Origin of the sequence: Truepera sp., assembly GCA_032027045.1 — a bacterium.
Taxonomy (GTDB): domain Bacteria; phylum Deinococcota; class Deinococci; order Deinococcales; family Trueperaceae; genus JAAYYF01.
In genome coordinates this window covers 556,929-568,992 of record JAVSMU010000001.1, presented here as the reverse complement: position 1 = coordinate 568,992, position 12,064 = coordinate 556,929, and the positions used below count along the sequence as shown (strand labels likewise).

The 12,064-nt window shown below is 70.3% G+C and carries 13 protein-coding genes; 3 read left to right on the top strand and 10 right to left on the bottom strand.

The window, feature by feature from the left end; all coding sequences use genetic code 11:
• Positions 1-2: 2 nt before the first annotated feature.
• The gene (gene plsY, locus ROY82_02520; protein MDT3681343.1) at positions 3-617 is read left to right on the top strand and encodes a glycerol-3-phosphate 1-O-acyltransferase PlsY; all 615 of its coding nucleotides are present in this window, start codon (positions 3-5) and stop codon (positions 615-617) included.
• On the opposite strand, the gene ROY82_02515 is transcribed toward plsY, so the two are convergent.
• The 10 genes from ROY82_02515 to ROY82_02470 all read right to left on the bottom strand — a co-directional run bounded on the left by ROY82_02515 (position 501) and on the right by ROY82_02470 (position 10,906).
• Positions 501-1,487, bottom strand: coding sequence for a DMT family transporter (locus ROY82_02515; protein MDT3681342.1), 987 nt, complete (start codon positions 1,485-1,487; stop codon positions 501-503). The two genes, plsY and ROY82_02515, sit on opposite strands and share 117 nt — an antisense overlap.
• A gap of 72 nt (positions 1,488-1,559) precedes the next feature.
• Positions 1,560-2,552, bottom strand: coding sequence for an Hsp33 family molecular chaperone HslO (locus ROY82_02510; protein ID MDT3681341.1), 993 nt, complete (start codon positions 2,550-2,552; stop codon positions 1,560-1,562).
• A gap of 157 nt (positions 2,553-2,709) precedes the next feature.
• Positions 2,710-3,213: a pantetheine-phosphate adenylyltransferase gene (gene coaD / locus ROY82_02505; GenBank protein ID MDT3681340.1), complete on the bottom strand. Its 504-nt coding sequence runs from the start codon at positions 3,211-3,213 to the stop codon at positions 2,710-2,712.
• A gap of 41 nt (positions 3,214-3,254) precedes the next feature.
• Positions 3,255-4,190, bottom strand: a complete 936-nt coding sequence (gene meaB / locus ROY82_02500) for a methylmalonyl Co-A mutase-associated GTPase MeaB (GenBank protein ID MDT3681339.1) — start codon at positions 4,188-4,190, stop codon at positions 3,255-3,257.
• Between the two features lie 73 nt (positions 4,191-4,263).
• Entirely contained in the window at positions 4,264-5,250 is a 987-nt protein-coding gene (holA, locus tag ROY82_02495; protein MDT3681338.1) for a DNA polymerase III subunit delta, read from the bottom strand.
• Between the two features lie 13 nt (positions 5,251-5,263).
• A complete protein-coding gene (locus ROY82_02490; protein ID MDT3681337.1) occupies positions 5,264-6,016 on the bottom strand; it encodes a serine/threonine-protein kinase in 753 nt (250 codons plus the stop codon).
• A gap of 136 nt (positions 6,017-6,152) precedes the next feature.
• Positions 6,153-8,504, bottom strand: a complete 2,352-nt coding sequence (locus ROY82_02485) for a ComEC/Rec2 family competence protein (protein MDT3681336.1) — start codon at positions 8,502-8,504, stop codon at positions 6,153-6,155.
• On the bottom strand, positions 8,501-8,998 hold the full coding sequence (locus ROY82_02480) for a ComEA family DNA-binding protein (protein ID MDT3681335.1): 498 nt from the start codon (positions 8,996-8,998) through the stop codon (positions 8,501-8,503). The genes ROY82_02485 and ROY82_02480 overlap by 4 nt, the downstream gene beginning before the upstream one ends.
• Positions 8,999-9,136: 138 nt before the next feature.
• Entirely contained in the window at positions 9,137-9,748 is a 612-nt protein-coding gene (locus ROY82_02475; GenBank protein MDT3681334.1) for a superoxide dismutase, read from the bottom strand.
• A 144-nt stretch (positions 9,749-9,892) separates the two neighbouring features.
• The gene (locus ROY82_02470) at positions 9,893-10,906 is read right to left on the bottom strand and encodes a YhdH/YhfP family quinone oxidoreductase (GenBank protein MDT3681333.1); all 1,014 of its coding nucleotides are present in this window, start codon (positions 10,904-10,906) and stop codon (positions 9,893-9,895) included.
• A gap of 63 nt (positions 10,907-10,969) precedes the next feature.
• Between ROY82_02470 and ROY82_02465 the strand changes: the two genes are divergently transcribed.
• Positions 10,970-11,614 carry a thioredoxin domain-containing protein gene (locus ROY82_02465; GenBank protein MDT3681332.1) on the top strand — a complete coding sequence of 215 codons (645 nt, stop codon included), beginning with the start codon at positions 10,970-10,972 and terminating at the stop codon, positions 11,612-11,614.
• A complete protein-coding gene (locus ROY82_02460) occupies positions 11,611-12,048 on the top strand; it encodes a disulfide oxidoreductase (GenBank protein MDT3681331.1) in 438 nt (145 codons plus the stop codon). Before ROY82_02465 ends, ROY82_02460 begins: the two co-directional genes overlap by 4 nt.
• Positions 12,049-12,064 lie beyond the last annotated feature (16 nt).

Below are 12,064 nucleotides of genomic sequence, written 5' to 3'. Positions count from 1 at the left end.
CCTTGCTCGACGTAACGCTGGCCGCCGTAACCATCGTCATCGCCTACTTCCTTGGCACCATCCCCTCGGGCTACCTGGTCGCCAAGCTGAGCGGCGTGAACATCCAACAGGTGGGCTCGGGCAACATCGGGGCAACCAACGTCCTGCGGGCGCTCGGGGTAGGGCCCGCCATCGTCGTCGTCATCCTCGATCCGCTCAAGGGCGCCGTCGCCACCCTGCTCCCCGGGCTCCTGGGGCTGAGCGCCTGGGGCGTGGTCCTGGCCGGCCTGGCCGCCGTGCTCGGCAACAACTTCAACGTCCTGCTGAGGCTGAAGGGCGGCAAGGGGATCGCCACCAGCATCGGAGTGTTCCTGGTCATCGACCCCCTCGTGACCCTCATGTGCGTGTTGCTCGGCGTCTTCACGATCCTGGTCAGCCGCTACGTGTCGCTCGGTTCGCTCGTGGGAATGGTCGCGCTGCCCCTCTTCGTCATCGTCAAGGGCGTGTTCGTGTGGCCTCACCTACTGCTGGCTGTCGCGCTCACCGCCCTGGCCATCTACCGCCACCGCGACAACATCCGCAGGCTGCTCGCCGGCGAGGAGCGCCGCCTCGGGGAGCGGGAGTCCGCGCGCCACTGAGCGTTCCCTGCGTTTGGACAGGTTGACCAGCACGATGCCGAGGACGGCTATCGCGCCACCGACCAGAGTAACGAGTGCCGGGACTTCGCCTATCAGCAACCACGCAGACAGCAGGCCGAAGACGGGCACCAGGTAGAGGAAGGCGGTCACGACCGTGATCGGCGTCCTCGACAGCGCGAACGCGAAGATCGTGTACGCGACGGCGGACGGGAAGAGCCCGATGTACAAGGTGGCGCCGAGCGCCTCGGCGGGGGCGCCCAGGACCTCGCCCCCGAGCCCCGGCAGGAACACGAGCAGCGGCACGGTGCCGGCCCACGTGGCGAACGCCGCCACCTCTATAGGCTTGTAGCGCGTGAACAGCGGCTTCTGGAGAACGGCGTAGAACGACGTGGACACCGCCGAGAGGACTATGAGCCAGGCCCAGACGTTGAAGGAGATGCCCCCGCGGGAATCGCCCATCACGATGACGATGACGCCCAGGAAAGACACCACGGACCCGGCCCACCCCAGGGGGGCGAGGCGCTCGCCCGCCATGGCCACGGCCAGCAGCGCCGTGATGGCGGGCGCGGTGGCGATGATGAGGCTCGCCGCGCCCGCGCTCACGTGCAGCTCCCCGAAGTTGAGCGCGAGGTGATAGACGGTGTAGCCGAGGACGCCGACCAGGAACAGGTAGGGCACGTCTGCCCGCACGGGCCTGAGGCGCCCCTTGAACACCAGCAGCAGGGGAACGAACGCGGCCGACGCGACGAGGTGGCGCAGCAGCGTCAGGTGCTGGGCCGAAAGGCCCGTCAGGCCCAGCTTGATCATGGGGTAGGCGCTGCCCCAGAGCATCATCTGGAACAGCAGCAGTAGCAGCATGCCTGGACGCACCCTTACGCCTCCGACCTCGGACGCCTCGGCAGATCAGCTGGGCCGGTCAATTGAGCCGCTCCGCTGGGCAGCTCAGTTCGGCAGTTCGACCCGGCGACCGCACGCGCAGAGCTCTTCGTCGCGCACCATCCGCGTCTGGCCCCCGCGGTACCAGAGGGTAGCGCAATCCGGGCAGCGCACCTCGTCGGCACTGATGCTGTTCAGGGCCTCAGGGCCGACCCAACGCTTCTCGCCGCACCAGTGGCACACGACCTCGGCGCCCCCGTCCTCGTCGATCATGGTCCTGCGCTCGGCGGGCGTGAAGTACGCCAGCGCCGCCAGCGCTTTCTCGTCGCTGCAGCGGCACGCGAAGCTCACGGGCAGCGGCGGGTCGGTGAGTAGCTCGAAGTCCATGCCCCACATCAACTCGTTTCTCACCACGTCGACCAACGGGGCACGGCGCATGGCGGTCGTGAGTTGGCCAAGGGCCTTGACGTTGGCCTCCAGGAGCGGCAACGCGGCTTCGTCGGCGCCCGGCAGCGCCTGCAGGATCACCCCACCGGAGCTTGCCACCTTGCCCCGCTCGTCGTAGTAAACGCCCAGCAGGACGGCCGAGGCGATCTGTTCCGAGCGGGCCAGGTATGTCGCGATGTCCTCGGCGACCTCGCCGCTCACGAGGTCGCTGGAACTGCCGTACGGCTCGCCGTAGGGCGCGTGCGACCGGATGACGCTGATGTCGCCCTTGTGACCGATGCCTCCACCGACGTCGAGTTTGCCGTCGGGCCGTAACGGCAAGTCGGCAAGCGGGTCGTGAACGTAACCGCGCACGGTGCCGTCGAGGCCGGCGTCGGCGATGACGCCGCCCAATGGGCCGTCGCCGCGGAGCTTCAGCGTCACGCGGTCGCGGTGGTCCTTCAGTAGCACGTGCGCCAGCAGCAGGGCCCCCGTGAGGGTGCGCCCTAGCGCAGCACCCGCGGTGGGGCTTGCCTGGTGCTTCTCGGTGGCGTGGCGCACCAGTAGGGTCGTGTCGGCCGCCACGACGCGGATGCCACCGCCGGCTGACAAGCCGCGGATGAGGTGAGACATGCTGAGGTTCCTCTCGTTCGGTGCGCAGGCCGGTCGAACCAGCTCTCGCGCACGGTGCCTTACGGCCCGCCCGCGAGTATACGTGCGACCTACCGAGAAGGAAGGTGCTGCAAGATGCCGGGCGCCGCGGCCCGCGGCCTAAGAAGCCTCACAAGCCTCAGAAGCTGACCCTCTGGCCGCTCGAGATCTTCTCGTTCAGGCGCCGCAACGTGGCGCGTGGGACGAGCTTGGCCACGTCCGCGCCGTAGTGCGCTATCTCCTTCACTCGGGTGCTCGACACGTACGACCAGCGAGTCGCGGTCATGATGAAGGTCGTCTCGGCGTTTGGGTTGAGTTGCCGGTTGAGGTGCGCCATCTGCAGTTCGTACTCGAAGTCGGAGATCGCCCTCAGGCCCTTGACGATCACCGTCGCCCCAACCTTGCGCGTGTAGTCGGCCAGGAGGCCGCCGAACGAGTCGACGTCGACGCCCTTCATGCCCGCGACCACCTCTTGGATGATGGCCACGCGTTCCTCGGTCGTGAACAGGGCGGTCGCGGCCTTGCCCGGGTTCTGCAGGACCGCGACCGTGAGGCGGCCGTAGATGCGCGCGGCGCGGCGGATGAGGTCGACGTGACCGTTGTGCAGCGGGTCGAAGCTGCCGGGGTAGACGGCATGAGTCATGATGCGCCCAGTCTAGCCGTGCGGAACCCCCTGCGAGTGCCTCAGCGGGCGGTGTCCTTACTCAAGCCCGCCAACAGGCCGTCCACCACCTCGCCGGGCCCCAGGCGGCCAGACAGGACGGCGTCGACGGCATGGGCCTCGTGCGCGGCCAAGGAGCGGCGCAGGCGCTCGCCCAGCACGGCGGTCACCTCGGCCCGCACGCGGCGCCGGCGTGCCTCCTCGATGCCGCCGGTGCCAATCAGGTACTCGCGGTGTTCGTCCAGGCGCGTCAGGAGTTCCTCCACGCCCTCGCCCTTCGAGGCCACGGTGCCGACGATCGGCGCCACCCAGCCTTCCGGGTGTCCGCTGAGTTCCATGGCGGCCCGGATCTCGCGGCGCAGGCGGTCGGCGCCCGGCTGGTCGTACTTGTTGATGCAGAAAACGTCGGCGATCTCCATGATGCCCGCCTTGAACGCCTGCACCCCGTCGCCCTGGCCGGGCGTCAGCACGACGACGGTAGTGTCCGCCGCCTGCACCACGTCGACCTCCGACTGACCGACCCCGACCGTCTCGACGAAGATGGTGTCGAAGCCCGCCGCGTCGAGGAGGGCCACCACCTGCAACGTGGCCGCGGCGAGCCCACCGAGGTGACCGCGCGCGGCCATGGAACGGATGAACACCGCGGGATCCGAGTGCCAACGCGTCATTCGGATGCGGTCACCGAGAATCGCCCCGCCGCTGAAGGGGGAGGTGGGGTCGATGGCCACGACGCCGACGCGCCGCCCCTCCGCCCGGGCCACCGCGATGAGGCCGTCGGTCAGGGTGCTCTTCCCCGACCCAGGCGAGCCGGTTATCCCCACGACGGCCCCACGCCCCGTGCGCTCTCGCAAGCTCTTGAGGAGTTCCTGGCCGGCCGGGTCACCCGCCTCGATGAGCGTCATGCCGCGCGCGAGCGCCCGCTCGCTCCCGGCCAACAAGCGTTGCCTCAAGGTTTCCACGCCGCGAGGCTAACCCACGGCGAGCGTGTGCGGCGCGCCTCCCGGGCCTCGGCCCGGACCCGACGGGCGCAGGCTAACTCGGCGACTGCTTCATGGAACCGCCGGCCCTAGCGCCGGCCGAGGCGCCCAGTCTACGGGCCAGCCCTATGACCGCCGCCTCGAGCGCGAGGTCCTGGTCACCACCGGACTTGGCCGCCACGTCGGCCGCGAGCAGGTCGCTCAGCGCCGCGGCGACTGCCTCCTCATCCAGCTTGCCCGCCAACCTCAAGGCCTTCTCGGCGGCGTAGGGCGCGGCGCCCAGCGCGGCGGCCGCCTGTCCCCCACCGATGCGCTTGCCCCCTTCGCGTTGCCGCAACCCCACCGCCTTGGCCACCAGCATGAACTGCCACGTGAGCGCCCCGAACACGCGCGGCACGGCCTCTCCGGAGTCCAGAAGGTGCCTGGTGAACGCCACGGCGCCTGCGACGTCCCCGGCTTGGATGCGCTCGATGATGTCGAACGCGTTGTGGGTGGCCTCGCGGTTGACGACTTCTCTCACCCGAGCCGCCACCAGGTCCTCGTCCAGGGCCGCCAGCTTCTGGACTTCCGAGGCGATGGCCGCGACGTCTTCCCCGAAGACCTCCGCCAGGTAGGCGGGCACCTCGGGTTCGAACCTCGCTCCGGCGGCCCGCAACTCCGCGGCGGCCCAGGCGACCAGCCGGTCGCCGCGGGGCAGCGGCAGGTGTTCGTGGTCGCCCAGCGCCCGCAACGCCTTCTGGCGCGCCGGCGTGGCGCCCGGGTCGAGCACCAGGACGACCGCGCCCGACCCTACGCGCTCGAGTGCCCGCATCACCTCGTTGCGCGGCTTGACGCCCGCCTGGCCCTGGAACGCGGCCCCCATGTCGAGGACCAGCGTTGCCTGGCCGAACAGGCCGCCCTGGGAGGCAAGCTCGAGCACGGCGTCGGCCGTCATGCCCTCACCCAGCTCCAGCGCCCCCCCAGGGTCCACGCCCAACTTCACGAGGGCGGCCCGGGCGGCGCGGCGGACGAGGAACTCGTCGCCCGAGAACGCCAGGATCACTTCGTGGTTCGGCTCACGCGACGGCCCCGAAGGACACTTCCTGGAGCGCCGTCAGGAAGTCGTCGGCGCTGGCGAAGCGGGTGCTCGGGTCACGTGACAGCGCCCGCTCGACGATCGTCCGGTAGGCCGCCGCCGAGTCGGGAAGGGGCGCCAGTGGCACGCGGTCGTCGCCCGCAAGCCACCTGACGACCTGCGAGCCGTAGGGCGGCGCGCCGGTGAGCATGTGATAGATGACCGCGCCCGTGGCGTACAGGTCGGAGCGCTGGTCGGTGCGCACGCCCTTGAACTGTTCCGGCGCCATGTAACTCGGGGTGCCGAGCAGCATGTCTTGGGCGGTGATGGCCGTGAGCCCCAGGTCCTTGGCGAAACCGAAGTCCGTGAGAAGGGCGCTTTCGCCCTTCACGAGTATGTTGGCCGGCTTCACGTCGTGGTGGATGACGCCCTGGCCGTGAGCGTAAGCGAGCGCGCTGAGCACGTCCTGGGCGATCTTCATGGCGCGGCGGACGCGCAATGGTCCGCGCTCCAGCGCGGCCTCGAGCGACACGCCGGGGCAGTACGCATAGATGAGCGACGCGCCTTCGGAGACGCCGAGCAGCGGCACGATGTTGTCGTGCCTGAGCCTGCCGACCACCGCCGCCTCTCGTTCCAGACGCTGGCTCGCGACGGGATGAAATGACCGTAGACGCTTGACCACCACTAGGCGGTCCCCCCAACGAGCCAGCTCAACCCTCACGGGACCCTGCTCCGATAACACCCGCACCGTCATGAGCATTGTGAACAATCTATCACGCCTTGCCGCGAGTACACGCGGGGAACGGCCCCCGTCGGCCCTCGGCGCGCCCGGCGGTCCGCCTCCGGCCGGTCCGCTTCCGGCCGCTCGGCGTCGAGTGCGCCCCCATTCGTCAAGGCGGTGCTGCCGGCACTACGCTCGGCGTCCAGCTGGGCTCCCCGGAGAGGTCGACCCTGATGGCGCCGTGCTCGCGCGTCGTCATGACCTCCACCCCATGAGCGGCCAAGCGCTCGAGGACCTCGGCGGTTGGGTGGCCGTAACCGTTGCGCCCGACGGAGATGACGGCCAGGCCGGGGCTCGCGGCCTTCAGGAGGCCCTCGCTGGTGCTGTGCCGAGAACCGTGGTGGCCGACCATGAGCACGTCCAGCGGAGGAACGGCGAGGTCGGGTTCTACGCCCACCCCCAGGTCCCCGAGGAACAGGGCCCTGGGCACACCCGCCAGCCGCAGCACGAAGGCCACCGAGGCGTCGTTCGGGCTCAAGCCCGACGTGTCGGCGGGTGGGTTCAACAGCTCGAGCACGGCACCGCCCAGGCTCAGGCGCTCACCCCGGCGGGCCTCGTGAACCCTCACCCCACGCTGCGCAGCCACGGACCTGAGGCGCTCGTCGAGTAGGTTGCCGGGCTGCGGCGGTCCTGTGACGAGCAGCCCAACGCGGAAGTTCTCGAGGACGGGAACGAGCCCCTCGACGTGGTCGGCGTCGGCGTGGGTGGCGATCACGGCACTCAGCTGCCTGACGCCGAGGGCGCGCAGGGCGGGAACGACGATCCGCTTGCCCACGTCGAAGTCGGAGAAGGGCGAACCTCCGCCGTCGACGAGCACGGCGGTGCCGGGCCCGAGGCGCACCAGGGCGGCGTCGCCCTGGCCGACGTCCAGGAACCAGATGTCGGGCGGTGGCGTCGGCGCAGGGACGGCGCTCGTGACGCCTCCAAGCACGAGCGCAACGGCGAGCACCTGGGCGAGCCTCAACCGCCCCCGGGCCCAGGCGGCAAGGGCCGCGGTCAACCCCGCCCACGCAACGTGTCCGACGCCGGCCACCTCCCCCCAGGGCAGGCTGGGCAAGCGCGCACCGACTCGCGCCAACCAGATGAGGCAGCCTGCCAGCGGCCCGACGACCTGGTTGAGGAGCCACGCCAGCGGCTCGGCGACGAGCCCCGCCAGCCCGGCAGCGAACCCGAAGGGCACCAGCAGCCCGGCCAGCGGCACCGCCGCCACGTTCACGAGTGGGGAGGCCAGTGGGACCGCCAGGAACGTGCCGGCGACGAGGGAGAGCGTGGGCAACTGAGCAGCCGCGCTGGCGAGCGCACCCAAGACCGCGGCCGTCCTGACAGCGAGAACAACCCGTCTTAAACCCGTGACTCCGGCAGGCAGGGGCGAGACCAGGCTACCGAGCCGGGCGGTCCACGGCGGCACGAAGAGCAGCATGCCCACCACCGCCAAGTAGGAAAGCTGGAAACCCAGGTCGAGGACCATCTGCGGGGCCATGAGCGTGCCGATGAGTGCCGCCAGGCCGAGGGCGGCCCAGACACCGGCACGGCCCGAGCCCAAGGCGGAGGTCAATAGCACCGCGAGGGCCATGGTGGTAGCGCGCACGACGCTCGGGCTGGGCCCCACGAGCATGACGAACGCCAGCGCCCCACCGGCGACCAGCGGAACGCGCCCGCGGGGCAGTCGCCTGAGGGCGCCCCCGAGGGCGAGAAGGAGTACCCCGACGTGGAGCCCCGAGAGCGCCAACAGGTGCGACATGCCGGCCGCCCCGAACGATTCTCGCAGCGCGGCGAGGTCGTCACGCCGCCCCAGGGTCATGGCGAGCATGAGGGCGCCCGCTTCGGCCGGGAGGCCGGCGGTCACGCCCCTGGCCAGCAAGTCGCTCACACGGGTAGCGGGCCGGACAAGCACCACGCTTCGCGCGAAGAGTTGGCCCGCCGCCCCGCGCCGCGCCAGGTGACCGGCGTAGTCGAAGCCGCCCGGGTTGCGCTTTCCCGGCGCCGGTTCGGCGGTGCCCGTCACCACCACGTCACCCACCGGCGCCGCGGCGCCCGCCGGCATGACGAGTGCCAGCTTGGCCCGCGCGGGTTGCGTGGCGTACAGGTAGTCGCCGTCCGACCTGCCGCGCCACTCCCGCTCGGCCCCGCTCCACTCGGCGCTTACCGCGGCCCGCGCCTGCTCCGATGGGCCCGAACGCCACGCCTGCATGCGCGCCGCGCCGAGAGCGAAGGAGAGCAGCAGCACCGGAGCGAAGGCGATCATGGCCGCCGCGCCGCCGCTCGCGACGTGCGGCCAGCGCCAGCCGAGCCGCCACCAGAGGAGCGCGCCGCCTACGGCGAGAAGCACGGAGCCGATGAGCGTGGGCCCTGCGCCCGCCACCGCGGCCCCCAGCGCGCCGAGAACGGTGCCGGCAGCGAGCGGCAGCGACCACGGCACGAAGGTGCCCGGCCGCGAGCGGCCACCACCCGGCGATCTCACAGGGTGACCGCGTGGCGGAGCATCTCCAGCTTCTTCGGGCCGATACCCGGCACGCGCAACAGATCGTTCACGCGCGAGTAGGGCCTGTGCTCGACTATGCGGCGGGCGGTGGCGGGGCCAACGCCGGGTAGCGACTCCAACTCTCCAAGGGTTGCGGCGTTGAGCGAAACCCGGGGCGCGTTGCCCGCGCCGCCTACCCCGGGCACCACCACGACCTGCCCATCGGTCAACGGCGCCGCGAGCGGCACCAGCGCGCGGGCCGCCGCCGGCGAGAACCCGCCGGCGAGGTCGACCAAGTCGGCGACCCGCGCCCCGAAGTCGACCTCGTACGCCCCGGGCCGGGCGACCTCGCCCTCGACCGACATCCTGATTGCAGGCTGGACCAGCAGGGGCGCCACGGGCCGCGCGCACGCCTCCGCGGCAACGAGCGCCACCAGGCCGAGGCAGCCCAGGAGCAACACCTGCGTGAGGCGGTCACGGTGGATGGCGCGCATGCCGCAGGCTACGGTTACGCCCGGGACGGAGGGCTCCGTCCCGGGCGAAAGACCTACGGGTTCTAGGCAGCAGCCGGGCAGCAAATCACGCTATGGGTGCCGGCAACCGACCTAGCTGGCGTGCAGTCGTCTACCTTACTAGCTCGCCGCGTCGAACTTGGCGGCCACCGCGTGCCAGTCGACGACGTTCCAGAAGGCCTTCACGTAGTCTGGGCGGCGGTTCTGGTAGTGCAGGTAGTAGGCGTGCTCCCAGACGTCGAGCCCAAGCACGGGCTTGTCGCCCTGCATGAGCGGGGAGTCCTGGTTGGCCGTCGAGTAGACCTTGAGGCCGCCACTGCCGGTCACGACGAGCCAGGCCCAGCCGGAACCGAAGCGGCTGGCTGCCGCGGCGGCGAACTTCTCCTGGAAGGCTGCGAAGGAGCCGAAGGCCTTGTCGATGGCCGCCGCGAGCGCACCGGAGGGTACGCCGCCGCCCTTCGGGCCCATGATCTCCCAGAAGAGGTTGTGGTTGAGGTAGCCGCCGCCGTTGTTCTGGACGGCGGTGCGGATGTCCTCCGGCAGACCGGCGACGTTGGAAACGAGTTCCTCCGCGCTCTTGTTCGCCAGCTCGGGGTGCTTCTCGATCGCCGCGTTGAGGTTGTTGGTGTACGCCGCGTGGTGCTTGTCGTGGTGGATCTCCATGGTGCGCGCGTCGATGTGCGGCTCCAGAGCGTTGGTGGCGTAGGGTAGATCGGGCAGTTTGAAGGCCATTTGGTGAAGCTCCTTTCGAGTCGAGCGGTCGGCGCGGGTGGATCCTCGCCCGGCGCCGTCACCCCGGTCCGGACGACGAGGGTGCCGTGGCTCACTGTTGCCATTCGAGTCTAGCAGCGAAAGCTTCGGGCTCTCGTCTAGCGGTTACAGCTTTACGACCACGCGCCCCACGGCAAGGCCGGCAAGCGTGTCGAGGATGCGCGGCTCGAGCTCCTCGAGGCCCACGACGCGCACCAGCTCGCCATGCGCCAGCAGCGACCTCAGGCGCGCGTCACCGGCGAGACGGTCCCAGATGGCGGTGCGCACCGCTGCCGGGGCGTGCTGGGAGTCGACGCCCATCAGCGCCACCCCCCGCAGGATGAACGGGAGGACGGTGAGCGACAGCTCGGCGCCGCCTACGAGGCCGCACGCCGCGACCGCGCCGCCGATGGCGGTGCTCTTGATGAGCCCCGCCAACGTGTCGCCCCCCACGGTGTCTATGCCACCGGCGTACCGCGCCTTCAGTAGGGGCCGCTCGCTCCTGGCGCTCAGTTCCTCGCGAGCGGCAATGGACGCGGCCCCCAGCAGCTCGAGAAGGCCCGCGGCCCCCGGCTTGCCCGTGCTGGCCACGACCTCGTAGCCCGCGTCGGCGAGAAGCGCCACCGCCATGGTGCCCACGCCGCCCGAGGCCCCCGTGACCACTGCCGGCCCGAGCTCGGGCGTGGCCCCCGCCTGCTTCATCCGGTCCACGGCCAACGCCGCGGTGAACCCGGCGGTGCCGAGGGCCATCGCGTCACGAGCGGCCAGGCCCGCGGGCCGCTTGACGAGCCAGTCCCCTGGCGTCCTCACGTACTCGGCAAGCCCCCCGGGCGTGTCCATCCCCAGGTCGTAGCCCGTGCACAGAACCTCGTCTCCGGGAGCGAAGCGCGGATCTCGCGAAGCGACCACCGTGCCTGCGGCGTCTATCCCCGGTGTGTGTGGGTAGTTGCGGCTCACGCCGCGGTTCCCCGTGGCAGACAGGGCGTCCTTGTAGTTGAGGCTCGAGTGGCTGACGCGGACGGTGACGTCGTGGTCAGGGAGCGAATCCCACGGCACGTCGACTACCTCACGGCGCACTGAGTCGCCTTCGGCGAACACGCGCAGCGCGCGGTAAGTGGCGGGCGGAACGAACTCGGACATGCCCCATGCTAGCCCGCTCATACGCCGCCCAGATGTCCTGCGGCGTTAGTTACACTGCGCGGTATGAACTCTCAACGCCTGACGTTGCTGACCATAATCATCGCGGTGCTGGTGGTCCTCGCGGCCGTCATCGTGCCGCGGCTCACCTCGAGCAAGCAGCCCGCGGCCGTGGCGACCATCGACTACTCGGCCCAGCCGCGCCTTGGCGATCCGGACGCACCCGTGAAGATCGCCGTGTTCCTCGACTTCCTCTGCCCCCACTGCGCCGACTTCAGCGAGAACGAGGCGCCGACGATCGTGAGGGAGTTCGTCGACACGGGCAAGGCGTCGCTTTACTACCTCAACTTCCCGGTCATCGACCCGGCGGTGCGCTCGCGCTACCTGGCCGTGCTCGGCGAGTGCGTCTACCAGCAGAGCAACGACGCCTTCTTCAAGCTCGAGCCCATCTGGATGCGGGCTCAGAGCCAGGTCGCGCGTGACACGAGCAGGGCCCTCGACCTTGCCGTCGAGTACGCCCCCGAGCTCGACGCCGCGCAGCTGCGCACGTGCGTCTCGACGAGTGCCACGGCCGACGCCGTGCGCACCGACGAGGCCATCGCACGCGAGGCCAACGTGACCGGAACGCCCTCCGTGCTGATCGACGGAGTCCTTCTCGCCAACCCCTCCCTCGCCAATATCCGCAGCGCCGTTGAGGCCGCCTCGCGATGAGGACCGGCCGCCCGGGCCTCCTCTATCCCGCCTGGGTGGTGGCCATCGTGGCCACCCTGGGCTCGCTCTACTTCTCGGAGATCAGGCACTTCCCGCCGTGCACGCTCTGCTGGTACCAGCGCATCCTCATGTACCCGCTGGTCTTGCTGTTAGGCGTGGCCACGTTCAAGCAGGACCGCGGCGTCCTCAAGTACGCGCTGCCTCTTAGCGTTCTCGGCGTGCTCGTGAGCGGCTATCACATCCTGGTGGAACGCATCCCCGGCTTCGGCGCGGGCGTGTGCTCGAGCGGGGTGCCTTGCAACGTCAAGTACATCGAATGGCTGGGGTTCATCACGATACCCACGATGTCCTTCGTCGCCTTCGTCCTCGTTACCGTGTTGCTGGTCCTCAAGGCGAACCGGCCCCGCACGGTGGCCACTTCACCCGCTCGATAACACCCTCAGGCGCATA